Source organism: Providencia sp. CIM-Carb-044, from assembly GCF_033901115.1.
GTDB classification, from domain to species: domain Bacteria; phylum Pseudomonadota; class Gammaproteobacteria; order Enterobacterales; family Enterobacteriaceae; genus Providencia; species Providencia hangzhouensis.
The window spans coordinates 44,005-67,530 of record NZ_JAXADV010000004.1 but is presented as its reverse complement, the minus strand read 5'-3'; the positions used below and the strand labels follow the sequence as shown (position 1 = coordinate 67,530).

Annotated in this window: 24 protein-coding genes; 12 read left to right on the top strand and 12 right to left on the bottom strand. The window is 39.9% G+C overall.

All coding sequences use genetic code 11. The annotated features are described in order from the left end of the window. Position 1 precedes the first annotated feature (1 nt). The 7 genes from SJ312_RS09775 to rsmE form a co-directional block, all read right to left on the bottom strand. Entirely contained in the window at positions 2-586 is a 585-nt protein-coding gene (locus SJ312_RS09775) for a YggT family protein (RefSeq protein WP_004264688.1), read from the bottom strand. A gap of 19 nt (positions 587-605) precedes the next feature. After that, the gene (proC, locus tag SJ312_RS09770; RefSeq protein ID WP_319867557.1) at positions 606-1,427 is read right to left on the bottom strand and encodes a pyrroline-5-carboxylate reductase; all 822 of its coding nucleotides are present in this window, start codon (positions 1,425-1,427) and stop codon (positions 606-608) included. Between the two features lie 13 nt (positions 1,428-1,440). After that, entirely contained in the window at positions 1,441-2,133 is a 693-nt protein-coding gene (locus SJ312_RS09765; RefSeq protein ID WP_319867555.1) for a YggS family pyridoxal phosphate-dependent enzyme, read from the bottom strand. A 147-nt stretch (positions 2,134-2,280) separates the two neighbouring features. After that, positions 2,281-2,700: a Holliday junction resolvase RuvX gene (gene ruvX, locus SJ312_RS09760; RefSeq protein ID WP_004264697.1), complete on the bottom strand. Its 420-nt coding sequence runs from the start codon at positions 2,698-2,700 to the stop codon at positions 2,281-2,283. After that, entirely contained in the window at positions 2,700-3,263 is a 564-nt protein-coding gene (locus SJ312_RS09755) for a YqgE/AlgH family protein (RefSeq protein WP_036958900.1), read from the bottom strand. The genes ruvX and SJ312_RS09755 overlap by 1 nt, the downstream gene beginning before the upstream one ends. Before the next feature lie 190 nt (positions 3,264-3,453). Further along, positions 3,454-4,401: a glutathione synthase gene (gene gshB, locus SJ312_RS09750; protein WP_004264707.1), complete on the bottom strand. Its 948-nt coding sequence runs from the start codon at positions 4,399-4,401 to the stop codon at positions 3,454-3,456. Positions 4,402-4,410: 9 nt separating this feature from the next. Beyond that, positions 4,411-5,142, bottom strand: coding sequence for a 16S rRNA (uracil(1498)-N(3))-methyltransferase (gene rsmE / locus SJ312_RS09745; RefSeq protein ID WP_004264709.1), 732 nt, complete (start codon positions 5,140-5,142; stop codon positions 4,411-4,413). A 278-nt stretch (positions 5,143-5,420) separates the two neighbouring features. Here rsmE and SJ312_RS09740 point away from each other — a divergent pair, with 278 nt between their 5' ends. Next, positions 5,421-6,230, top strand: coding sequence for an A24 family peptidase (locus SJ312_RS09740; protein WP_319867552.1), 810 nt, complete (start codon positions 5,421-5,423; stop codon positions 6,228-6,230). Positions 6,231-6,291: 61 nt separating this feature from the next. Here SJ312_RS09740 and SJ312_RS09735 read toward each other — a convergent pair whose 3' ends face one another. Next, positions 6,292-6,936: a DsbA family protein gene (locus tag SJ312_RS09735; RefSeq protein WP_004264718.1), complete on the bottom strand. Its 645-nt coding sequence runs from the start codon at positions 6,934-6,936 to the stop codon at positions 6,292-6,294. A gap of 175 nt (positions 6,937-7,111) precedes the next feature. Further along, a complete protein-coding gene (locus tag SJ312_RS09730; RefSeq protein WP_153673751.1) occupies positions 7,112-7,984 on the bottom strand; it encodes an MBL fold metallo-hydrolase in 873 nt (290 codons plus the stop codon). 130 nt (positions 7,985-8,114) lie between these two features. On the opposite strand from SJ312_RS09730, the gene SJ312_RS09725 reads away from it, so the two are divergent. Continuing rightward, positions 8,115-9,035, top strand: coding sequence for a LysR family transcriptional regulator (locus SJ312_RS09725; protein WP_094962045.1), 921 nt, complete (start codon positions 8,115-8,117; stop codon positions 9,033-9,035). Here SJ312_RS09725 and SJ312_RS09720 read toward each other — a convergent pair. Beyond that, complete coding sequence (locus SJ312_RS09720) at positions 9,009-9,944, bottom strand: LysR family transcriptional regulator (protein ID WP_094962044.1); 936 nt, start codon at positions 9,942-9,944, stop codon at positions 9,009-9,011. The two genes, SJ312_RS09725 and SJ312_RS09720, sit on opposite strands and share 27 nt — an antisense overlap. A gap of 126 nt (positions 9,945-10,070) precedes the next feature. On the opposite strand from SJ312_RS09720, the gene lysA reads away from it, so the two are divergent. The 4 genes from lysA (at position 10,071) to SJ312_RS09700 (ending at position 14,086) form a co-directional block, all read left to right on the top strand. Continuing rightward, positions 10,071-11,330: a diaminopimelate decarboxylase gene (gene lysA, locus SJ312_RS09715; protein WP_319867548.1), complete on the top strand. Its 1,260-nt coding sequence runs from the start codon at positions 10,071-10,073 to the stop codon at positions 11,328-11,330. A gap of 171 nt (positions 11,331-11,501) precedes the next feature. Continuing rightward, positions 11,502-12,137, top strand: coding sequence for a hypothetical protein (locus tag SJ312_RS09710; protein WP_096864767.1), 636 nt, complete (start codon positions 11,502-11,504; stop codon positions 12,135-12,137). A gap of 21 nt (positions 12,138-12,158) precedes the next feature. Beyond that, complete coding sequence (locus tag SJ312_RS09705; protein ID WP_319867546.1) at positions 12,159-13,394, top strand: hypothetical protein; 1,236 nt, start codon at positions 12,159-12,161, stop codon at positions 13,392-13,394. Next, on the top strand, positions 13,391-14,086 hold the full coding sequence (locus tag SJ312_RS09700) for a hypothetical protein (protein WP_094962040.1): 696 nt from the start codon (positions 13,391-13,393) through the stop codon (positions 14,084-14,086). Before SJ312_RS09705 ends, SJ312_RS09700 begins: the two co-directional genes overlap by 4 nt. A gap of 89 nt (positions 14,087-14,175) precedes the next feature. Here the strand turns inward: SJ312_RS09700 and fadE are convergent, their stop codons facing one another. Then, positions 14,176-16,641, bottom strand: a complete 2,466-nt coding sequence (gene fadE / locus SJ312_RS09695; protein WP_198633783.1) for an acyl-CoA dehydrogenase FadE — start codon at positions 16,639-16,641, stop codon at positions 14,176-14,178. 390 nt (positions 16,642-17,031) lie between these two features. On the opposite strand from fadE, the gene lpcA reads away from it, so the two are divergent. Both lpcA and SJ312_RS09685 read left to right on the top strand, forming a co-directional pair. After that, positions 17,032-17,610 carry a D-sedoheptulose 7-phosphate isomerase gene (lpcA, locus tag SJ312_RS09690; RefSeq protein WP_004264745.1) on the top strand — a complete coding sequence of 193 codons (579 nt, stop codon included), beginning with the start codon at positions 17,032-17,034 and terminating at the stop codon, positions 17,608-17,610. Positions 17,611-17,637: 27 nt separating this feature from the next. Next, positions 17,638-18,405 (top strand): class II glutamine amidotransferase, encoded by a 768-nt coding sequence (locus tag SJ312_RS09685; RefSeq protein ID WP_004264748.1) that lies wholly within the window; start codon positions 17,638-17,640, stop codon positions 18,403-18,405. Here the strand turns inward: SJ312_RS09685 and SJ312_RS09680 are convergent. Further along, on the bottom strand, positions 18,376-19,113 hold the full coding sequence (locus tag SJ312_RS09680) for a L,D-transpeptidase family protein (protein WP_094962038.1): 738 nt from the start codon (positions 19,111-19,113) through the stop codon (positions 18,376-18,378). The genes SJ312_RS09685 and SJ312_RS09680 overlap by 30 nt on opposite strands. A gap of 416 nt (positions 19,114-19,529) precedes the next feature. Here SJ312_RS09680 and SJ312_RS09675 point away from each other — a divergent pair, with 416 nt between their 5' ends. Genes SJ312_RS09675 through SJ312_RS09660 form a run of 4 tightly spaced genes read left to right on the top strand, consistent with a single transcriptional unit; the run spans position 19,530 to position 23,525 of the window. After that, on the top strand, positions 19,530-20,873 hold the full coding sequence (locus SJ312_RS09675) for a Na(+)-translocating NADH-quinone reductase subunit A (protein WP_004264753.1): 1,344 nt from the start codon (positions 19,530-19,532) through the stop codon (positions 20,871-20,873). Between the two features lie 4 nt (positions 20,874-20,877). Beyond that, positions 20,878-22,116 (top strand): NADH:ubiquinone reductase (Na(+)-transporting) subunit B, encoded by a 1,239-nt coding sequence (locus tag SJ312_RS09670; RefSeq protein WP_319867541.1) that lies wholly within the window; start codon positions 20,878-20,880, stop codon positions 22,114-22,116. Beyond that, positions 22,109-22,903, top strand: a complete 795-nt coding sequence (locus SJ312_RS09665; protein ID WP_110592315.1) for a Na(+)-translocating NADH-quinone reductase subunit C — start codon at positions 22,109-22,111, stop codon at positions 22,901-22,903. Before SJ312_RS09670 ends, SJ312_RS09665 begins: the two co-directional genes overlap by 8 nt. Further along, positions 22,896-23,525 carry an NADH:ubiquinone reductase (Na(+)-transporting) subunit D gene (locus SJ312_RS09660; RefSeq protein WP_004264762.1) on the top strand — a complete coding sequence of 210 codons (630 nt, stop codon included), beginning with the start codon at positions 22,896-22,898 and terminating at the stop codon, positions 23,523-23,525. Before SJ312_RS09665 ends, SJ312_RS09660 begins: the two co-directional genes overlap by 8 nt. Position 23,526 lies beyond the last annotated feature (1 nt).

Sequence of the window (23,526 nt, the reverse complement as noted above, 5' to 3'; positions counted from 1 at the left end):
TTTACATAATACCAATGGAATACATCATTGCAGTCAATGATGGGTCAATCATCAGTGAGATATCAACACGCAGATAATTCAGCGCGATTAAAATAAACATGACAATCATTGCGGAGAAATCTAACCCGCCCATAGCAGGGATAATACGACGAATTGGCGCCATTAAAGGTTCTGTTAATTGGTATAATAAATAGTCTACAGGATTACGGCCTTGGCTGACCCAGCTTAAAATTGCACGGATTAAAATCATCCAAAAAATCAATTTACCGGTATAGGTTAATAATAAAATCAGCCCCATAGGTAAAATACTTATGCCTAAAATAGGGAGCAAGTTAGTCGCCCACATACCAAAAATAATAGCTGCAATGGATAAAATAAATGCCACAACCACTGAAGCGGTATCTATCGCGCCAAAAGAAGGAATGACTCGGCGCAATGGTGCGACGATAGGCTGTGTTGCTTTGACAACAAATTTCGAAAAGGGATTGTAAAAATCTGCACGCACCCACTGCATCCATACGCGCAGCAGTAATACAAAAATATACAGTTGGATCAGGGTAGTAACGACGAATACTAAGGTCTGCATGGTGAGTTCCGCGATTAATTTAAAAAAGTTTTTCCATTTCTTCAGCTCTGTTTATTGCGCTTTGCATTGCATCGGCAACAATCTGCGGAAGATTTCCATTATAAAATTGCTCTAAAGCCATCGCGGTGGTACCGCCTTTAGAGGTGACTTGTTCACGTAGAGTCGAAAAAGCCGTGTCATTTTGTGACTTAGCAAGTTCTACAGCCCCCTCAATCGCATGAAGAACGAGCTCTCTAGCTTGTTGTTTATCATAACCGAGTTGCTCTGTTTTTTGCTGCATTGATTCCATAAATAGAAAAAAATAGGCAGGAGAGCTACCAGTAATAGCAATAATGTTATTGATTTCTTGTTCTTGTTGGCACCAAATCGTCGAGCCGACACTTTGCATCAGTTCTTGTGCAAATTGTTTGTCTTGCTCTGAAACTTTCCTTTGAGCAAATAATCCACTAACGCCTTTTCCCACCAATGATGGCGTGTTTGGCATGATGCGTACTAAATTCAGCGAATGAGCGAAATAGTCGTTATAACGTTCTGCTGGGATCCCAGCCGCAATGGTTAGGACTAATTTTTGCTCAAAATCAGCCGCATTTTGCAGTGGTTCACACACTTCTTTCATCATTTGCGGCTTAACGGCAAGGACAATCACATCCGCAGCTTTAACAGCGGCTAAGTTATCATGACTGCTGATAATGCCATATTGTTCAGCCAGTTTATCTCGACGCACAGGTGTAGGAGAACACACTGTGATCATCGATGCAGGGTAACCATGGTTAACCAGCCCAGCAATGATGGCGTGAGCCATATTTCCGGCGCCGATGAAAGCAATTTTACGATGTTGCATTCTGTTCTCCTATTTATTGGTGATATTGGCGCGCGCCAAAAATAGCGGTTCCTATGCGAACAAGTGTTGAACCGCAATGGATTGCTGCACGCATATCGTCAGTCATCCCCATTGAAAGAGTGTCAACCGTGGGATAAGTGGTTTTTAATTGTTCAAATGCCTCATTCATCTGATGAAACACGGCACACTGGCGTTCATAATCCGTTTCAGGCGCAGGGATCGTCATCAGGCCGCGTAACACTAGGTTTGGCATAGTAGCGACCTGTGCAGCAAGTTCTGCGACTTCTGCTAGTGTTATACCCGATTTACTGTTTTCATCGCTGATATTAATTTGAATTAGCACATTGAGAGGGGATTTTTCACTAGGACGTTGGTCATTTAAGCGCTGAGCAATTTTCGCTCTGTCTAAGGTATGAAACCAGTCAAAATGTTCAGCGACAAGGCGGCTTTTATTTGACTGTAATGGGCCAATAAAATGCCAAATAAGGTCATTTCTATGTGAAAAATATTGAATTTTCTCAACACCTTCTTGAACATAATTCTCACCAAATTGGCGCTGACCTGCCTCAATGGCTTCTGAAATAGCTTCACAAGGTTTTGTTTTACTTACCGCGAGTAGCGTAATGTCCTGTGGTGAGCGCTGACACTCTGCGGCAGCATGCTCAATACGCGCGGTGACATCAGAGATATTATTTTGAATGGTCATTATTTTATTCAATATGGTTTATTCAATACTATTTTATTCATGTCATACATGAATAGCGACTGTAGACCATAGTGTAAAGCAAATTACATCAGAACGGCACCATGGCGTGAGGTTAAGCTAAAAATAACCACGCAAAATACGCAATAATTACATCTGTTGTTCAAACCAGCTTTCAAGGATCACCACGGCAGAGGCTGAATCAACTTTACCTTTGCTTAGTGCTCGATAACCGCCTTGTTCAAAAAGGCCTGCTTTTGCTTCAACCGTGGAAAGACGTTCATCATGTAATTCGACTTTAACACCAAAACGGCCATGAATCCGATTTGCAAAATTACGGGCTTGGCTTGTAACAAGTTGCTCGGTACCATCCATATTAAGGGGAAGGCCGACAATAACCAACTGAGGTTGCCATTCTTTAAGTAACTTTTCGATTTGTTGCCAATCAGGACGGCCGTCACTGGCTTTTAGTGAGGTTAGTGGTCGTGCAGTACCTGTAATTTCTTGCCCAACCGCTACACCGATACTTTTGGTTCCAAAATCAAAGGCTAACAAAGTTCTTCCAGACATTAAGCATGCCCCGCTTGCATTGAAATTGTATGAATATCAACACCAATTAATTTAGCCGCGGCACTCCAGCGTTCATGAATGGGTGTGTCAAAAATAAGCTGAGGAGAAGCTTCAACGGTTAGCCAGCTATTTTCCATAATTTCACGCTCAAGTTGGCCTGGTTCCCAGCTTGCATAACCTAGCGCCACTAATGAGTTGGTAGGCGAGTGCTCACTTCCTAAAGTCTCTAAGATATCTTTTGACGTCGTCACCATAACGTCATCATTTAAATGCAGGCTAGATAAAAAGCCTTTAATTGGTGTGTGTAAGATAAACCCATGTTCTTCTGCAACAGGGCCTCCCGCAATGACGGGCTTTTTTAAATTACGGTTATCAATTTTATCTGAAATCGTAATTTCGAGTTTTTTGAGCATCGTATCGACAGAAAAGTCATCAATAGGTTTGTTAATCACGATCCCCATCGCCCCTTTTTCATTGTGCTCACACATATAAACGACCGACTGTTCAAAATAAGGGTCTGTTAAGGATGGCATGGCGATAAGAAAATGGTTTTGCAGATTCAAACTTAGACTCCAGCAAATTTAAAAACAATTGATAGAACACAATAAAAGGCAAAACTATAAGGTGGTAAATAAAACTGATGACTTTTACCGTTTGAAAACAATATATCGCGTGAGGTAATATCTCTTGTAAAAACAATATATTGCATGGAAAAAATAAAAATCATCAGTAAGAATAAACCACTGCTATAAATTATTTATTGAGACGGCGTTCAATGGCATCCATTAACATACCGGTAATGGAGATATCAAATGCGGCTTCAATTTCCCGTGCACACGTTGGGCTGGTCACGTTAATTTCAGTTAAACGGTCACCGATGATATCAAGACCAACAAAAATTAAGCCTTTTTCTTTTAATGTTGGCGCGACAGCACGCGCAATGGCCCAGTCACTTTCACTTAATGGACGCGCTTCCCCACGGCCACCCGCAGCAAGGTTACCTCGGGTTTCGCCTTGAGCTGGAATTCGTGCTAAACAATACGGAACGGGTTCACCATCAACAACTAAGACACGTTTATCACCATCTTTAATTGCTGGCAGGAAGTTTTGTGCCATGCAGTAGCGGGAGCTATGTTCTGTTAGCGTTTCAATAATCACACCCACATTTGGGTCATCTTGTTTGAGGCGGAAAATCGAAGCGCCGCCCATACCATCGAGTGGTTTAAAAATGACATCGCCATGTTTTTGGTGAAATTCTCTCAATTTTTGTGGGCTGCGAGTGACTAATGTGTCCGGTGTTAATTCAGCAAACCAAGCCGTAAACAATTTCTCATTACAGTCGCGTAGGCTTTGCGGCTTATTCACAATTAGGGTGCCGGCTTGTTCCGCTCTTTCTAAAATATAAGTCGCATAGATAAATTCAGTGTCAAAAGGCGGGTCTTTACGCATTAAAATGGCATCAAGTGAGCTTAGGGCGATATCTTGTTCGCCATGAAATTCATACCATTTTTCAGGGTTTTCTTCGACCGTCACGATTTTTGTTTGTGCGCGAGCTTCACCTTGGTGTAAATACAGGTCATTCATTTCCATATAATGGATTTCATAACCACGACGCTGAGCTTCCAACATCATTGCAAAACTGGTGTCTTTCTTGATTTTGATGGATGAAATAGGATCCATCACTATACCGAGCTTGATCATTTTTTCTCCTTACCCCAGATCACCTAAGCGCACTTGCAGTGCTGTGATAGCGGTTAGCGCAGTCGTTTCTGTTCGTAATACTCGAGGCCCTAACAGTATATCGGTAAATTGATAGTTTGCTGTCATGGCAATTTCGTCTGCTGACAAGCCACCTTCAGGGCCAATCAACAATCGTACTTTCTTTAGTTCAGTGGGTAGCGTATTAATACTTTCTGTCGCCCGTGGGTGTAAATTGACTTTAAACGCACCGTCATTCTCGGTGCACCAGGCTTCAAGGGTTTGCACTGGGCGAATTTCTGGAATTCGATTGCGGCCGCATTGTTCACAGGCTGCAATTGCAATTTTTTGCCATTGTAGTAATTTTTTTTCGAGTCGTTCGCCATCTAAGCGAACACCACAACGTTCTGATAATAAAGGTGTTATTGTATTAACTCCGAGTTCGACAGATTTCTGGATGGTAAATTCCATTTTTTCCCCACGAGACATGACTTGCCCTAGGTGCAAATCGAGCGGGGATTCTCTATCATCAATTTGGCTATTTTCAATGTGTACGAATACGTTTTTTTTAGTTGCTTCAGTAATTTCAGCACTAAAGGTCTGATTGCTGCCATCAAAAAGTTCGAGTTTTTGGCCTGCAGTCATGCGTAGCACCCGGCCGACATGGTTTGCGGCATCATCACCAAGAGAAATTGTTGTATTTATTTGAAGAGGCTCTGGGTGATAAATGCGTGGAATGCGCATAGCTTTTCCTTAGTACAAACTGGGTTAATAAATAATATAACTTTGATGAATATGGGGGTTGAATTGTTAAACTCAAGCGCTGCTACCTAGTTTATAACGAAATACAGGCCTTTTATAGTATGTCTGTGCCATTAGCGACATCTTAAACTGTGATGAAGTCCACTAGGGGATACTGATATTCGAATAAACCGATTCTACTCTACGGAATTAAAGTGTTGGGGGCATCGGAAATTCACAGTATATTTATTTTTATCTCCATAAAGGAATAAGGAGTTAATATGAGGGAACTAATCTGTATTTTTATATCATCAGCTATATCTATTATTTCACCTTCTGAGCAGTTTATATTATCATGCCAAAATGAGAAATTTACAAATCCGTTTGATTTTGTTTGTATTTTTTCTGTTTTGATTATGTTGTTAATCTCTTTTTTCTCGACTAAAAAGCTGCTTGTTTATTTACCAGTTGTTTTTTTTGATAAATCAAAAATTTTTATTAAAAATACTATTCTACTTCTAATATATGGCTTATTAATTTTTATAATATATTGGACGTCTGATGGTTTATATATGGTTTTATTTTTAACACTATATATTAATTTGATAATTCCATTATTCATCATTGATAATAAAATAGGTTATCTCCCTGATATTCTTACATACCCATTATTATGGTTGGGGCTGTTATATCAAATTCATTTGCCAAATGGGAATGTGGTTTCAGCTATTTACGCGGTGCTGATCAGTTACTTAGTAATGCTTATGGTGGTGACATTGGTTGAAAAACAAACGTCTCAGCCACAAATGGGGAGGGGGGATTTTAAACTCGTTGCCGCTTGTTCTGCCTGGCTTGGGGTTTGGCAGCTTCCTTACTTTCTGGGGACTGCCGCAGGGGTAGGGCTATTACAATATTGGGTAATCTATGGGTTATTGCCTAAAATATATCAAAAGAAGCAACAGGCGAATCAGGCCTACCCTGAGACATTATCTGGGGAAAAAATAGCTAAAAAAACGAAGACGATCCCATTTGGCCCTGCGCTAATTATTAGTGCTAGCATATGGTTGTATTTATCAATAATTGAATATTAAATTAAAAGACAACCATACGTGCATGCATGAAAGGGGTGAGTAAAAATCGGAGTTGTAGTTGTTAAGACGCTGCTGTTACTAGAGAGTCTAAAAACTGCTGCCATTTACTCGGCTCACCGAGGTAATTTTGTAATGGAACACGCAACCATCTATCCTGTTGTTGTATTAACAGTGTTGGAAAACCGGATGCACCTGACTGCGCTAACAGAGCCTTACTTGTTCCAATGTGGGCCGCAGTTTCATGTTGCTCACACTCACTGTAGTCGGACACATACTGGGTTACATCGAGGCCAATTTCTTTGGCGAGCTCAAGAAGTACCGCGGTATCTTTAATATGGCGTCCTGAAATATAGTGTGCTTTTTGAATGGCTTTAAGCATTTCAAAGCCTTTGCCTTGCTTGGTTGCCGCTAATATAGCGGTTTGCGGTGGTGTTGAGTCCATAACCAAATTAGGTTCGTGTAGCATTTTTATATAGTCATCGCCAAACACTTGCCCTGTCATTGATGCAATGCGCTTATCGGATTGCAGAATATATTGGCGAAAATTATCATCTAAATGTAGACGAGCGTCACCTGCTAGCATGCCACCACCATGCATTTCAATGTTGATACTTGGGTGTTGCTTGGCAATTTCGACTAAAGGCGCAGCGGCATAGCACCAGCCGCAATAAGGGTCATAAATATAGTGTAGGGTGATGTTACTCATAATCGTTCTCTTTATTTGCTATTTTTAAGTAATTTGAATTAAGTTGTATCATTATCATCAAAAGATTAATACCACTGTCATCTAGTTAAATCAGCCAAATTGTTTTAGGTAAGTCATTCAGTGTGTAGATACGGGACATACCGCGCAACTGGCTGAAATAGTGAATATTACTTAATTACTGAGGCCATTTCATTTCGCCTTTAATGACTTTTGCACTAAGTTCTAAGCTTGATTTATCATCTAATTGTGGATACTTCGCTGCAACTTTTTGGATGAGCTCACCTGAGTTTTTACTTGTTTTATATGCACTTTCAAAGTCCTGTAAATATTTTTGAGTGAAAGAAACCGTCGCTACATCTAATTTAGACGCCCCCGTAAAGTGGCCGGGAACAACGGTTGCTGGGTTCAGAGCTTTGATGTCTTTTAATGTTTGCAGCCAATTTTTGCGTGACTCTTCTGTTTGGGTATCCGCTACCCAAACATGAATATTGTCAGAAACAATAACGCCACCCACAACGGCTTTTAATGATGGAACCCAGAGATAAGTTCTATCTGGTGACACGCCATCAAGGCCTTTAATTTCAAGTTTTTCGCCATCAACGGTGAAGTAGTCTCCTTTAATCACTTCAGGGACGATAACATGGGCAGGGGCTTCATCTTTTAATACACCGCCCCAGTAAGCCAGCTTGCCATCTTTAGTGGCTTTAATGGCTTCAACTGTGTTTGCTGTTGCGATCACTTTAGCCTCTGGGAAGGCGTTTGTTAGGGTATCTAGCCCAAAATAGTAGTCTGGGTCAGAATGGCTAATGTAAATCGTAGTTAATTTTTTATTGAGTTTTTTAATCTTATCAACCAATTGTTGTGCATCATTTTTTTGAAATTGTGCATCAATCAACACCACTTCACTTGAACCGCTAATTATTTCAGAGGAAACTGGAAATACGCTGTTATTTCCAGGGTTATAAACATCTAGTGTGAGTGTTTCAGCTTGGGCCAGATTTATCGTTGTGGCAAATAGCGCGGTTGCCGCTAATAAGGTCAATTTCATGTTGTATCCTAAAATGAAGTTATACAGAAAAGTTTGTTTTGCATGTCGTGTATACTAAATTGCAATGATGAGATGAAAAACCCCATAATTAGGTGTTGTTTGTTGCATAATTCGGTCAAATGAGAATGGTATGGATAGATTAAAAGCGGCTGAGGTATTTATTACTATCGTTGAACAAGGCAGCCTAAGTGGAGCCGCAGAAAAACTGGATATGTCTAGAGCGATGGTGACACGCTATTTGTCAGAAATGGAGCAATGGGCGGGAGTACGTTTATTAAATCGCACCACACGGAAATTAAGTCTAACTTCAGCAGGGGAAGGGGTATATCAACAATCTTTGCAACTTAATGCTATTTCCCAAATGGTGCCTGTGCAGCAAGAGCTTGATGCAAAAGCATTATCTGGTTTAGTGCGTATTAGTTGTTCACAATCAATCGCCCAAAGTGCGCTTTCTGTGGCTATTTCTGAGTTTATGAAGCTCTACCCGAATATGGCTATTGATATGCAAATATCGAATAAATCGGTAAATTTGATAGAAGAACGAATTGATTTGGCAATCCGTATCACGAATCAATTGGAACCGAGTTTAATCGCAAAACCCTTGTCAACTTGCCATTCTGTCATTTGTGCTTCACCTGACTTTTTAAAAGGAAAAAAACAGCCTGAAAAACCAGAAGATTTAGTTTTGCTTGATTGCTTAACCTACAATTTTTTTGGTCGTAGCTTATGGGTATTTGAAAAAGCAGGCATGCAGCATAGTGTGTTAGTTGATGGGCGCTTAAGTGCTAACGAATCCGTATTTCTCGCTGAAGCAACATTGCAGGGAGCGGGTATCTCTATGCAACCTTATTATTCAGTTGCTAATCATTTGGCTTCGGGTGAGTTAGTTCAGTTATTACCTGAATATACACCAATGCCACTAGGTATTTACGCTGTGTATACTAGCCGCCAAAAAATGCCAACCGCCCTGAGAGTGGTGATTGATTATCTCGCTAATTGGTTTGAAACTTCACCTCATTGGCAGTTATTGATGCAACAGCGCGGAAGTTAGCTGAGTTTTTATTTGATTAAAGTTATCCTCTAAATGTTGAGTAAAAATATTGGTCAATTGTGATGAAGGGCGGTGAATTGGCCTTATTAAACTAACAGTAAAAGGAATCGAAAAACTGAGTGGGCGTAGAGCTAACTTCCCAGCTGATTGCTGATGAAAATCTAATGCAGTTAACGGGTTAACAATAGAAACTCCAATCCCTTTTAGTGCCATGGCGCAAATGGATGATGCCGAATGTGTTTCCATGACCATTTTTCGTTCGACGTGGTGTTCCGCAAAGGTTGAGTCAATCAACTGACGGTAGCTGTCAGTTAATGACAGGCTAATAAAACGTTGGCCTTGAAAATCGCTGGGTGTTAACACTTCTTTTTGGGTTAAAGGGTGGCTCGCCGGTAAGACACACACTTCATTTAAACTTCCTAGTGTTTGTTGTTCAGTTCCTGGTGGCATTTGTAGATGCTCTGTTAAGCCGAAATCGTAACGCTGGGCTGACAACCATTCCTCTAATACAGGGGACTCTTGTGGGATCACCGTGATACTGACATCAGGGTAATTTTCCATAAACGATTGGCAAACCTGAGGTAATAAAGATTGGGCGAAAGCCGGTAGACAGGTTATCGATATTTGCGCATGTTCGAAGCGCCGGATGGTTTCCGCTGAATTTTTAATGCGCTCTAAGCCATAATAGGAGCGTTCAACCTCTTCAAGAAACCGTAAACCTTGTGCAGTAGGTTGTAACCGCCCTTTGACTCTATCGAATAACTTAAACTGCAAAAGGTATTCTAAGCGTGCAAGTTCACGGCTAATAGTGGGTTGCGAAGTGTTCAGCAGCGCAGCGGCTTCCGTCAGGTTGGGGGTGGTCATCACCGCACGGAATATTTCGATGTGCCGCCATGAAATGGCTTGCATAAAAAGTCCTTAAATAAAGTCTATATCAAATATGAATAGACTTTAGCAAAATAGATATTTTTTTTCCCGTATTATTCTTTGAATAATAGCTTTTAATATAATAAAAACTTGCAAACGAGAAAGACAATGACTTCATTCGCAACGACAACAAGCCAATATTTAACCCCTGAGTATTTACGTGTATTACCTGAGCAGTATGGTAGCCCTGTTTGGGTTTATGATAGCGCGGTGATCATTGAGCGTATCAAGCAATTACAAGTTTTTGATACTGTGCGCTTTGCACAAAAAGCGTGCTCGAATATTCATATCCTGCGCTTAATGAAGCAGCAAGGCGTTAAAGTCGATTCCGTTTCCTTAGGGGAAATTGAACGTGCGCTGGTGGCAGGGTTCCAGCCTGGGCGTGAAAACTCAGAAATCGTCTTTACAGCGGATGTGCTCGATAGAACGACATTAGCGAAAGTCACTGAGTTAGATATCCCTGTGAATGCTGGCTCGATTGATATGCTTGAACAAATTGGCGAGCAAAAAGCTGGCCATCCTGTTTGGCTGCGTATCAACCCTGGTTTTGGTCACGGTCATAGCCAAAAAACTAATACTGGCGGCGAAAATAGTAAGCACGGTATTTGGCATGAAGACTTATCTTTAGCGTTAGAAAAAATTCGCCATTACAATTTGTCATTGGTTGGTATTCATATGCATATTGGTTCTGGGGTTGACTATCAACATCTTGCCGATGTGTGTGATTCTATGGTGGCGCTAGTCACAACCGCAGGGGTTGACCTTCATGCCATTTCAGCAGGTGGTGGGTTATCAACCCCTTATCGTGAAGGTGATGAATTAATCGATGTGCAGCATTATTACAGCTTATGGGATAACGCTCGCCAACGTATCGAACAACACTTAGGGCACAAAATTGAACTTGAAATAGAACCTGGCCGATATTTGGTTGCGGAATCAGGCGTATTGTTAGCTGAAGTGCGAGCCGTTAAAGATATGGGTAGCCGCCACTATGTGCTTGTAGACAGTGGTTTTAATGACCTAATGCGCCCAGCGATGTATGGCAGCTATCACCATATTTCAGTATTACCCACGGATGGACGTAACGTTGATGGGGCTCAACTAAAAGACACTATTGTCGCTGGCCCTCTGTGTGAATCAGGAGATGTATTTACCCAGTTAGAGGGCGGTTTAGTGGTAACCCGCGCTTTACCCGAGGTGAAAGTTGGCGATTTTCTGGTTTTTCATGACACTGGCGCTTATGGTGCATCCATGTCATCAAACTACAATAGCCGCCCATTATTACCCGAAGTGATGTTTGTGAATGGTAAACCAACACTAATTCGCCGCCGCCAAACTATAGAGGAATTATTGGCGTTGGAGTTGTAATTTAAATAATTCCTCAAAAAATTAATGGGTCCAGCTATTAAATAAATGGCTGGATTTTTTTGTTTTTAATTAAGGTTAAAACTACTCTTTTAGGTTATTTACAATACTTTTTTATATGTAAAAATAAATTTATTTTCTTCTAATGATTGATTTTATTTAAATGAGAATAATATGAAATTGATGATTTTTATACTTGGCTTAGCCTTTTTAGAGTGTAAAGCTAATGATTTTAAAAGAGATATCATTATGCCATCATATAGGATGTTATCATTTAATTATGATAGTAAGTATTTAATATATGAACCATCTATTAGTGATGAGTACCCACCACCAAGAAATGAAAAAGATTTCTTTTTGTTAGTTGAAAAGGCTGCATCAGGAGATTCAAATAGTAATTTATTATTATTTAAATTATTCCTTAAGGATTCTAATTGCAAGTATTTTGATTTTAAGCCTTCGATACCTAATTTCATATGTAAAAAAGCTGTTAATTACTTAATTGAATCAGTTAATATAAATCCTGATAATAATATGGCGTTATTTGAAATGAGTAAACTTTATCATAAAGGGGTTGTATTGAATGAAAATGTAAATAAAGCAAATCTAATTCTAGATAAGATAATAAAAAAAGGAGGGAGAGATTCTGTATTAGTCTGTGATTACTTAGTTGAAATTACTCTTTTTGATGATGATGGAAATATAAAAAATATTGATAAATCTAGATATTATGCAGATATTGGTGCTAAAAATGGTAGCGAAAAATGTAAAAAATATCTCAATGATATAGATAACTATATGAAAAATTAATAGAGATAAAAGGGGGGATGTATGGATGTTAAAGAATATATACCAGAACATTATTTACAAAGCGTAAATGAAGGTGATAGTCGATTGTTTGAATTAGATGATAATGGTTTCTCTAGCTATGGAGGACCTAGCTTTACTATATTTGTTTCTCCGCCAGATAGCCAATATATAGATGTTGTAGGTGATAATACAAATATAGGGGATTCTTCTTTTGGTCATGTGTTTATTGGTCTTAAAGGCATAAATCCGGAAAGTAACCAATTTGAAAGCGTATCTATAGGTTTTAGTGCTGGTAATAGTTTTTTGACCAATACGGATAATATTTCATTCGATGAACATAATAAGTATTCAGAAGCATCATCTTTGACAATTGTGGGACAAGGACCTGTGTTTGATAATGATTTAAATAATTTATTTAAGACATATAATTCAATCAAAAATAATTCGGATGGTAATGAAAATTATAACTTGATATCAAATAATTGTATTGACTTCGTGAGTGAGTTTCTTGAGAAGTCTGGTGTCAATGGTATTAAATTAGCAGGAACACCGAAGAAAAACTTAAAGAAAATAAAGGAAATAGCAAAGGACTATAAAACACCTTTAATTATTGACTTAAATAATAATGGAGTGGAAACTTTATCATATGATTTTGGTGTGCTATTTAAATTTAATGGAGAGCTAAAAAAAACCGGATGGGTTTCTCCCAGTGATGCATTATTGGTGATGGATAAAAATAGTGATGGAATTATTAATGATTCTAGTGAGTTATTTGGGGGTGATTATCTGAAAGAAAATGGTTGTTTTGCATTAAATGGCTTTGATGGCTTAATGGATTTTGATAGCAATAATGATGGATTTGTTAGTAATGATGATTTTCACTGGGAATATCTTAAGTTATGGCGAGATAAAAACAGTGATGGTAAAACGCAGTCTGAAGAATTATTAGGTTTGAGTAAGGCCGGTATTTCATCAATAAGCTTAAATTATTCATTTTCTGATTATGTGGATGGAAATAGTAATCAACATAAATTAATATCAGAGGTAACTTGGATTGATGGAAAAAAAACAGATATTGTTGATGTGTGGTTTAAACAAAAAGATATAGCTCATCCTGAAAATCAACTAGCAGAGTTGATTTCATTATTTAATAGTGAGTCATCTATAAGCTTAAATAATGTATTAATGACTACAATGAAAAATACACTACCATTTTTAAAATCAAATAACGATCGCGTATTTAATGGGTTAATATGAAATGGTTATTGGTTGTGCTAGTTTTTATTCTCAGTGGATATGATTCATATTCATACAGTGAAAATTTTTTACAAAGTAGTGACGTGAAACCTCCGTCGTATAGGATGCTTGCTTTTTCTACTAATAATATGAAGCATGAAGAAGAGAAAAATTTTTTTCAGGCCATGACACCAATTGAGACAGCAGAGAAATTTTATTTACTCAAAAATAAAGTAGATGAAGGTGACGCCAAAACCCATTATCTTTTATTTTTATTATATTTTGATGATTCGACCTGTTCTGAAAAAAGTCTAGTCAATTTAAAGCGAATTGCAGATGAAAATTGTTTAATTGGTTTAGAATATTTAAATAAAGCTGTAATGATTGATCCTAATTTCCAGCTGGGTTTATACCGATTAGCTTACTTTAATAACCACGGAGTTGGTATGGAGATTGATTTGGAACAGTCAATAAAATATTGGGAAAGGTTGATAGAAACTAAAGGTTATTACCGTCTATTAGCGTTAGAGGCCGCCTCTGAAATCTATTTTTATGAATTTGGAAAAATAGACAAAGCAAAAGAGTATCTAACAATTTGTGCAAATGAAGGTAGGGAGATTTGCCAATTTAAGCTAGGTGACTGGGATAATAAAATTAAATTACGACCTTATATATTAGAGGCTAAACAACGAGCAAACTCCCCGAGTACGTAGAAAATTGATGTATAATTTGCACTAATAAAAAACTCAAGGGGCGAATAACTCCTTGAGTTTTTTTATTACTTAATAAACTTAATAATTAATTAAGCCGCTTTCTTTTTCTTACTAGTTTCTTCATTTGAAGGTTCATCTGGTGACTTTTTTGTCGGAAGTACACCCAAATCATCAAACTCAAACTCATCGACATTGATCGTCCGTAACCGGCTTGCTTCTGCTTTACGCAAGATATCAGCTTCTTCTTGCGTAATTACGTTTTCAGGAAGTAGTTGGTCAGCAAGCTTATCTAAGCGAGTAAAGCTGAGCTTACGCTCTTTTAAGCGGCAAATACGTTCGAAAATAGGTTCAGCGGCAATGATATCCAGCAAGGCTTGGTTAACTAAGCCATGAGGGTTGTTTTCCGTAGGTGTTAAATACTGCCCACGGCCCAATCTGTCGCGTGTTTCTGATGGCTCCATCAGAATTTGAGCCAGTTTATGGTCTAGTCGGTCTGATGGTGTCGACATCGCACGGCCAGTAGGGAACAGTGTGATGCGCATGATCCCGGCAACCAATTTGTTAGGGAAGTTTTTCAGGAGGTCATCCATCGCTTTTTCTGATTGATATAAACAATCTTCAACCGCCCATTTCACTAATGGTAAGTCTGCTTTCTGGCGACCTTCATCTTCATAACGTTTTAAGGTTGCAGATGCGAGATACAAGTGGCTTAAAATATCCCCTAAACGAGCAGAGATACGTTCACGGCGTTTCAAGCTACCGCCTAACACACCCATGGCAACATCGGATAGCAATGCTAAGTTGGCACTTTGGCGGTTTAGCATTTGATAGTAACGACGTGTTTCATCTTTGGTTGGTGCATGACTTCCACGGCCATTGGTTAAACCAAGCCAGAAGCTACGGAATTGGTTACTAACCACATGTCCAATATGCCCAAATACGGCTTTATCGAATTTATGTAAGTTATTGTCCTGCGCTGCGGCCATTTCTTCTAATACAAAAGGATGGCAACGGATAGCGCCTTGACCGAAGATGATCATACTGCGGGTTAGGATATTTGCCCCTTCAACTGTAATGGCGATAGGTGCGCCTTGATAGGCTCTGGCAACAAAGTTTGAATCCCCAAGACAGATTCCTTTACCACCCGTAATATCCATGGCGTCAATAATTGCGCGCTGGCCTCGGTGTGTACAATGGTATTTAACAATAGCAGACAGAACGGCAGGTTTCTCACCTAACATAATCCCAGAGGTAATGAGAGTTGCAGCTGCATCCATTAGATAAGTATTACCAGCAATACGTGCGAGAGGCTCTTCAATACCTTCCATTTTACCAATAGGTAATTTGAATTGACGGCGAATATAGGAATAAGCGCCCGTTGCCATTGCAATGCTTTTTAAGCTCCCCGTTGAATTGGATGGCAATGTAATGCCACGACCCACTGAAAGGCACTCAACCAACATTCTCCAACCTTGGCCAGCCATTTTTGGCCCACCAATAATGTAATCGATTGGAACAAAAATATCTTTTCCACGTGTAGGACCATTCATAAATGGAATATTTAGTGGGAAGTGGCGGTGACCAATTTCAACACCTGGGGTATTAGTTGGAATTAACGCACAGGTGATACCAAGGTTTTTCTCGCCACCTAAGAGTTTATCAGGGTCTGAAAGTTTGAATGCGAGACCTAATACAGTGGCAATTGGCGCTAAGGTAATATAGCGTTTGTTCCATGTTAAACGCATTCCTAATACTTGCTCACCTTGCCATTCTCCCATACAAACGACACCTGAATCTGGGATTGCACCAGCATCTGAGCCTGCTTCAGGGCTCGTTAATGCAAAACATGGAATTTCTTCACCCGTCGCTAAGCCCGGTAAATAGCGTTGTTTTTGTTCGTCAGTCCCATAATGCTGTAGTAGTTCGCCAGGGCCTAATGAATTTGGAACACCAACAGTGATAGCAAGAATACCGGATACGCCAGCGAGTTTTTGTAGAACTTGAGACTGTGCATAAGCAGAAAACTCAAGGCCACCATATTCTTTTTTGATGATCATAGCGAAGAAACGGTGATCACGTAGGTATTGCCACACTTCAGGAGGAAGATCCGCAAGTTCATGGCTAACTTCGAAGTCATTGACCATACCACAAACAGTTTCAACGGGCCCATCCATAAAAGCTTGTTCTTCTGCGGTTAATTGTGGTTTTGGGTAGTTATGCAGTTTATTCCAATCTGGAGCACCACGGAAAAGGTCACCTTCCCACCACGTTGTCCCTGCGTCAATGGCTTCTTTTTCTGTACTTGACATTGGCGGCATGACTTTTTGGAACATTTTCATCGCGCGGATAGAGAAAAGCGATTGACGTACGGGAGTGAAGACAAAAGGAAATAAAACCAAGGCAACTGGCAGTAACATCCAGTAGCTCCAAATATTGATGACCCCCATAACCGCGGTATAGGCCAATAATAATATTGAGCTAAAAACTAAAGAGGTTTTGTGGTAACAAAGTACGCCGATTAAGGCGAGAAATAACACAATGCTGAGAAGGATCATAGTTAAGCTCCTGTCCACTTGTAAGAGGTCTGACCTGTTTGTTACTTTAATCTATACCTATTAATAAAGGATTAGCAATGTATTTACATCTTAATTACAACTTAGCTCACAAAAACGTCATATAAAGGAAATTATCGTAGTAATTAGTCTTATTTGTTTTATGAAAAGTCAGGTTATTGGTTATGAGATACGGTGAATTTTGTCGATAGGGTCATGACAGCACAATCAAAAGTAGAAACAAAATTATCCCTGTGCAACAATCTGACTATTAAAGATTAATTACTGATATCTATCTGAGTTTTGCCATGGAACGCCATTTTTCTTTTAGGATAATTTGGATGTAAATTAATCGTAATTTCTGTAACGTATTCTTAATTAAGAGGAAATCTCATGTATCAAGACTTAATCCGCGGCGAGCTGACTGAAGCGGCCGAGACGTTATCGAATTTCCTTAGCGATGATGCCAATATTAATGCTATCCAACAGGCTGCAGTTCTACTTGCTGACTCTTTTAAAGCAGGTGGCAAAGTATTATCTTGTGGTAATGGGGGCTCTCACTGTGATGCAATGCATTTTGCTGAAGAATTAACAGGGCGTTACCGCGAAAACCGCCCAGGTTATCCTGCGATTGCTATTTCAGATGTGAGTCATTTATCTTGTGTGAGTAATGACTTCGGCTATGAGTATGTTTTTTCGCGCTTTATCGAAGCTGTTGGCATGAAAGGTGATGTTTTACTCGGAATTTCTACCTCAGGTAATTCAGGAAACATTATTAAAGCGATTGCCGCTGCGCGTGAAAAAGGTATGAAAGTCATCACGCTAACAGGTAAAGATGGCGGGAAAATGGCTGGAACCGCGGATATTGAAATTCGTGTTCCACACTTTGGGTATGCCGACCGTATCCAAGAAATTCATATTAAAGTTATTCATATCTTAATTCAGTTAATCGAAAAAGAGATGGTGAAGTAGCGTTATTATTGTTTCAGGAGCTTTTAAATGTGCGAGTTACTTGGCATGAGTGCCAATGTTCCAACCGATATTTCGTTTAGCCTAAGTGGGTTAATTTCCCGAGGGGGGCAAACAGGCCCACATAAAGATGGTTGGGGAATTACCTTTTATGAGGGGCTCGGGTGTCGCACATTTAAAGATCCTCAACCCAGTTTTTTATCACCTGTCGCTCGTTTTGTGCAGGAATACCCGATTAAATCAGAAAGTGTTGTTGCGCATATTCGCCAAGCAAATCGGGGGGATGTGTCGTTAGCAAATACTCACCCCTTTACTCGTGAGCTATGGGGACGTAATTGGACTTATGCACATAATGGGCAATTAAAGGGGTATCGTACACTGAAAACTGGACGTTATTGCCCAATAGGTGAAACTGATAGCGAATGGGCATTTTGTTGGATACTTCATCAACTCAGTGAAAAATACCCACGCAGGCCATCGAATTGGAAAAGTGTGTTCCGTTTTATTGCGACATTAGCTGACCAATTACGTCATAAAGGGGTATTTAATATGTTGCTGTCTGATGGGCAATATATGATGGCCTTTAGCTCGACGAATTTACATTGGTTAACGCGTAAGGCACCGTTTGGTAAAGCAAAATTACTTGACCAAGATATTGAAATCGATTTTGAGCAGTGCACGACCCCCACTGATGTGGTCTCTGTTATCGCAACGCAACCACTAACGGGTAATGAAAACTGGCAGCGAATTGACCCAGGTAATTTCGTCTTATTCTATCTTGGTGAGCGCATATTGTGATTTAGACCCTAACAATTTTGTTGGGGTATCAGCTTGGTCAATAACCGCATATTTACCTAAAGCGACCGACACCTCGGCAGGCCTTCCTGTGCGGTTGAAATACTCGTAAGCGGGTTGTAGCTGCTTCCAGAAGGCATAATGGCTGGAATTACGGTAGCGCAGCATATTTTCATTTGTCATTTTAAATGGGTAAATGTTGACATTAATGACCGACTGCCCGCTGAGTAAGGCCGTTTCTACTGTTTGGTAAATCTCACCCATATATTTATCGGTCATGGCATAACATCCCACCGAAACGCAACTGCCGTGGATCATGAGATAGCTACCGCTATAGCCTTGCGCTTTATCAAACTCATTAGGAAAACCAATATTGATAGATCGGTAATACCGACTATTAGGATTGAGCTGTTCCGCTGTAATTTGATAAAATCCTTCTGGACTTTTCAGGTCGCCTTCAATTTTTTTGGGACCTAGCCCTCCTGAAAACTTACAAATTGGGTAAGTTTTCGACAGTTTATATTTTCCTGATGGTGTTTTTTGGTAGAGTTCTAATAAACCTTCTTGCTTAAATATTTGAATAAAAATGGATGAGTTTGAGCTATCCGAGACGTTATTATTAAGTAGAAATGAATAGTTACTTGCCTGAATAGCAGGAGAATATATGAGTACAAATAAAAAAATTGCACTAAAAAATTTACTTAATTTCATATTTAAGCCATATCAAGAAAATGTTTTTGAACAAAAAGAGTACATATTTTATGCATTCTAGACGAGTAAATCGAAAATTAATATAGTTTGTTAATAGTTTTTAAATGAACCTTTATTGTGTAAATAATAAACAATGATCGATAAATATGAGCTTAAATATCGATAATACCGAATTGTTAACAGAAAAATTTAAATATTAATGCAATTTGCTTGAACTATGTCACTTCTATAGCCGGACATAGAGAGTGGGAACTGATAAAATTGTGGGTGGCAGAAGATAAAATTTAGTAACAATTATGTGAGAATACCTGCTTAAGTGATGACGATTACTTGAGCTATTTTTTATTTAATGAGTCGCTATCATTCATTGCTGAATCGTTAGCTTAGGGTTTAACTGATAAACTTGTGCAGATCTTATGATTAAAATTAAAAAAGGCCTCAACCTTCCTATCGCAGGTGAGCCAGCCCAAGTGATAGAAGACGGCCCGAAAATTCAACACGTAGCTGTGCTAGGTGAGGAATATGTCGGAATGCGTCCTTCGATGCTGGTTAAAGAAGGTGAGCGTGTAGTTAAAGGACAGGTTCTTTTTGAAGATAAAAAGAACCCAGGGGTTTTATTTACAAGCCCAGCCTGCGGTAAAATTGTTGCTATTCATCGTGGTGAGCGTCGTGTGCTTCAATCTGTTGTCATCGAAATTGATGGTGATGAACAAGAAACATTTGCAGCTTATACTCGTGATGAGCTATCAACATTAACGCAACAACAAGTCGAAGATAACTTGATCAAATCGGGTCTGTGGACATCTTTAAGAACGCGTCCATTTAGCCGTTCACCACAACCGGGTTCTTCACCTATCGCTATTTTTGTCACTGCAATGGATACTAACCCACTTGCAGCGGATCCTGTTTTAATTATTAAAGAGCAAGAACAAGCATTTAACGATGGGCTTTTGGTTCTAAGTCGTTTAACAGAAGGTAAAATCCATGTGTGTCATGGAGAGGGAGACTTACCGAAGAATACGGCACATAACCAAATTTCTTATACTCAGTTTGCAGGGCCGCATCCTGCTGGTTTAGCGGGAACTCATATTCATTTCTTAGAACCTGTGAGTATTAAGAAAAAAGTTTGGAGCCTTAATTACCAAGACGTTATTGCTATTGGTAAGCTATTTGTTACGGGTCACCTATACACAGACCGCGTGATTTCATTAGCAGGGCCACAAGTTGAAAAACCTCGTCTTCTGCGTACTCGCCTAGGTGCTGATTTATATGAATTAACACAAGGTCAGCTTAAAGCGGGTGAAAATCGTATTATTTCCGGTTCAGTCCTTTGGGGCGTGACATGCGATGATACCCATCACTATCTTGGTCGTTTTCATAATCAAGTCTCAGTGTTAGCCGAAGGTCGCAATAAAGAGTTATTTGGCTGGATTATGCCTGGTGTTAATAAATTTACGATTACTCGTACCACAATCGGGCATTTCCTGAAAAATAAACGTTTTAATTTTACAACGACAATGAACGGTGGCGAGCGTTCGATGGTGCCAATTGGTAACTACGAGCGAGTCATGCCTCTCGATATCATGGTCACTCATTTATTGCGCGATCTCCTTGCTGGAGACACTGACTCATCACAAGAATTGGGCTGTTTAGAGTTGGACGAAGAAGATTTAGGTTTATGTACCTACGTTTGCCCAGCGAAATATGAATATGGTCCGGTGCTACGCGATGTTCTGACCAAGATTGAGCTAGAAGGGTGATTCCATGGGTCTGAAAAATTTATTTGAAAAGTATGAGCACCATTTTGAGCCCGGTGGAAAGCTAGAAAAATACTATGCGTTATTTGAAGCAGTTTCGACTGTTTTTTACACGCCGGGTACGGTAACAAAAGGGCGTTCTCATGTCAGGGATACTATTGACCTGAAACGTATGATGATATTGGTGTGGCTAGCGGTTTTCCCAGCTATGTTCTGGGGAATGTATAACGTTGGTAACCAAGCCATCCCAGCTTTGCATCAATTATATAGCGGGGCTGAATTACAGCAAGTTCTAGCTAGTGATTGGCATTATAGCTTAGCGCAGTTTTTAGGCGCATCACTTTCGATGGATGCGGGATGGGGAAGTAAAATGCTGCTGGGTGCAGTGTATTTCCTTCCTATTTATGCAGTCGTTTTCTTAGTCGGTGGTTTCTGGGAAGTGTTATTCGCCATGATCCGCGGCCATGAAATAAACGAAGGCTTCTTTATTACCTCGATTCTATTTGCCTTAATTGTGCCGCCAACCATTCCTTTATGGCAGGCTGCATTAGGTATCACGTTCGGGGTTGTTATTGCGAAAGAAATTTTTGGCGGTACTGGGCGTAACTTCTTAAACCCGGCATTGGCTGGACGTGCTTTCTTATTCTTTGCTTATCCTGCTCAAATATCAGGTGACTTAGTTTGGACCGCTGCAGATGGTTTCTCTGGTGCAACACCATTATCACAATGGGCAACAGGTGGTGAGCATGCGCTAATGAACACAGTGACTCATGAGCCTATTACTTGGATGCAAGCCTTTTTAGGTAATATGCCAGGTTCAATTGGTGAAGTGTCAACTCTGATGCTGTTTATTGGTGGGGCTCTTATCATGTTCTTCCGTATCGCATCATGGCGCATTGTTGCTGGTGTGATGGTTGGTATGATTGCAATGTCCTACCTATTCAACGCGATTGGCTCTGATACCAACCCGTTATTTGCTATGCCATGGTGGTGGCACATAGTACTCGGTGGCTTCGCATTCGGTATGATTTTTATGGCGACAGACCCGGTATCAGCTTCATTCACAGACAAAGGTAAATGGGCGTATGGCATTCTGATCGGTGTAATGTGTGTTCTTATCAGGGTTGTTAACCCAGCTTATCCAGAAGGGATGATGCTGGCGATCCTATTCGCCAACCTGTTTGCTCCTCTGTTTGACTATCTGGTCGTTCAAGCAAATATTAAGCGGAGAAAAGCTCGTGGCTAATGAAAAACCAATTAATAACGATAGCGTCGGCAGAACATTTCTAGTTGTTTTTATTCTTTGTCTAGTGTGCTCTATTGTCGTCGCAGGTGCTGCCGTTGGTTTAAAACCACAGCAGCAAGAACAGATTCAGTTAGATACTCAACGTAACATTTTAAGTGTTGCTGGGTTGCTACAGCCTAAAATGACCGCTGAGGAAGTTCAAAATGTGTATAAGGATCGCATCGAACCTAAACTTTTGAATTTTAAAACTAATGAATTATCTGATAGCACTAGCCGTTATGACTTAAATAGCGAGCTACGCAGCGAAGAAACGAGTATTGCACTCTCTCCTGCAGAGGATATTGCAAAAATCCGCCGTCGTGCAAATAGCGCTGAAATCTATTTGGTTAAAGATGAAGCAGGAAAAGTATCACAAATTATTTTACCTGTTTACGGTTCTGGTTTGTGGTCTGTCATGTATGCCTTTATTGCGGTAGATGTAGATGGTGTTACCTCTCGTGGTATTACTTACTACGCACATGGTGAAACACCAGGGCTGGGTGGTGAGGTTGATAACCCTCAGTGGAAAGCACAATGGCCAGGTAAAAAGCTGTTCAATGAACAGGGGGTTCCGGCAATTAAAATCGTGCGCGGTGGTGCTACAGATAACCCATACGGTATCGACGGCCTTTCAGGTGCGACTCTAACATCGAACGGGATCCAACATATGTTTGATTTCTGGTTAGGGGATAACGGTTTTGGTCCGTTCCTGAAAAAAGTACGTGAAGGAGCGCTGAATAATGGCTGATTCAAAAGAAGTAAAACGCGTCCTACTTGGGCCGCTATTTGATAACAACCCAATTGCTTTACAGGTATTAGGGGTTTGTTCTGCACTTGCAGTGACAACGAAGTTAGAAACCGCACTCGTTATGACGATTGCTGTAACCTTAGTAACGGCTTTTTCTAACTTCTTTATCTCACTTATCAGGAACTATATTCCGAGCAGTGTGCGTATTATTGTTCAAATGGCGATTATTGCGTCTTTAGTTATTGTCGTTGACCAAATTTTACGTGCATACGCCTATGAAATATCAAAACAACTTTCTGTATTTGTTGGCTTGATTATTACTAACTGTATCGTCATGGGACGTGCTGAAGCTTACGCAATGAAAGCACCACCAATTGAAAGCTTCATGGACGGTATTGGTAACGGTCTTGGTTATGGTGTGATCCTTGTTTTAGTCGGCTTTTTCCGTGAGTTATTTGGTTCCGGCAAATTGTTTGGTATCACAGTTTTTGAATCACTACAAACCGGTGGTTGGTACATGCCAAATGGCTTGTTCCTCCTCGCGCCAAGTGCATTCTTTATCATTGGTATGCTGATTTGGGGACTACGTACTCTGAAACCAGCTCAGGTAGAGAAGGACTAAT

Excerpts from the sequence above, each read along its gene's own strand:
- SJ312_RS09775 (WP_004264688.1), bottom strand. The coding sequence starts at position 586 with ATGCAGACCTTAGTATTCGTCGTTACTACCCTGATCCAACTGTATATT.
- proC (WP_319867557.1), bottom strand. The coding sequence starts at position 1,427 with ATGCAACATCGTAAAATTGCTTTCATCGGCGCCGGAAATATGGCTCAC.
- SJ312_RS09765 (WP_319867555.1), bottom strand. The coding sequence starts at position 2,133 with ATGACCATTCAAAATAATATCTCTGATGTCACCGCGCGTATTGAGCAT.
- ruvX (WP_004264697.1), bottom strand. The coding sequence starts at position 2,700 with ATGTCTGGAAGAACTTTGTTAGCCTTTGATTTTGGAACCAAAAGTATC.
- gshB (WP_004264707.1), bottom strand. The coding sequence starts at position 4,401 with ATGATCAAGCTCGGTATAGTGATGGATCCTATTTCATCCATCAAAATC.
- rsmE (WP_004264709.1), bottom strand. The coding sequence starts at position 5,142 with ATGCGCATTCCACGCATTTATCACCCAGAGCCTCTTCAAATAAATACA.
- SJ312_RS09740 (WP_319867552.1), top strand. The coding sequence starts at position 5,421 with ATGAGGGAACTAATCTGTATTTTTATATCATCAGCTATATCTATTATT.
- SJ312_RS09735 (WP_004264718.1), bottom strand. The coding sequence starts at position 6,936 with ATGAGTAACATCACCCTACACTATATTTATGACCCTTATTGCGGCTGG.
- SJ312_RS09730 (WP_153673751.1), bottom strand. The coding sequence starts at position 7,984 with ATGAAATTGACCTTATTAGCGGCAACCGCGCTATTTGCCACAACGATA.
- SJ312_RS09725 (WP_094962045.1), top strand. The coding sequence starts at position 8,115 with ATGGATAGATTAAAAGCGGCTGAGGTATTTATTACTATCGTTGAACAA.
- SJ312_RS09720 (WP_094962044.1), bottom strand. The coding sequence starts at position 9,944 with ATGCAAGCCATTTCATGGCGGCACATCGAAATATTCCGTGCGGTGATG.
- lysA (WP_319867548.1), top strand. The coding sequence starts at position 10,071 with ATGACTTCATTCGCAACGACAACAAGCCAATATTTAACCCCTGAGTAT.
- SJ312_RS09710 (WP_096864767.1), top strand. The coding sequence starts at position 11,502 with ATGAAATTGATGATTTTTATACTTGGCTTAGCCTTTTTAGAGTGTAAA.
- SJ312_RS09705 (WP_319867546.1), top strand. The coding sequence starts at position 12,159 with ATGGATGTTAAAGAATATATACCAGAACATTATTTACAAAGCGTAAAT.
- SJ312_RS09700 (WP_094962040.1), top strand. The coding sequence starts at position 13,391 with ATGAAATGGTTATTGGTTGTGCTAGTTTTTATTCTCAGTGGATATGAT.
- fadE (WP_198633783.1), bottom strand. The coding sequence starts at position 16,641 with ATGATCCTTCTCAGCATTGTGTTATTTCTCGCCTTAATCGGCGTACTT.
- lpcA (WP_004264745.1), top strand. The coding sequence starts at position 17,032 with ATGTATCAAGACTTAATCCGCGGCGAGCTGACTGAAGCGGCCGAGACG.
- SJ312_RS09685 (WP_004264748.1), top strand. The coding sequence starts at position 17,638 with ATGTGCGAGTTACTTGGCATGAGTGCCAATGTTCCAACCGATATTTCG.
- SJ312_RS09680 (WP_094962038.1), bottom strand. The coding sequence starts at position 19,113 with ATGAAATTAAGTAAATTTTTTAGTGCAATTTTTTTATTTGTACTCATA.
- SJ312_RS09675 (WP_004264753.1), top strand. The coding sequence starts at position 19,530 with ATGATTAAAATTAAAAAAGGCCTCAACCTTCCTATCGCAGGTGAGCCA.
- SJ312_RS09670 (WP_319867541.1), top strand. The coding sequence starts at position 20,878 with ATGGGTCTGAAAAATTTATTTGAAAAGTATGAGCACCATTTTGAGCCC.
- SJ312_RS09660 (WP_004264762.1), top strand. The coding sequence starts at position 22,896 with ATGGCTGATTCAAAAGAAGTAAAACGCGTCCTACTTGGGCCGCTATTT.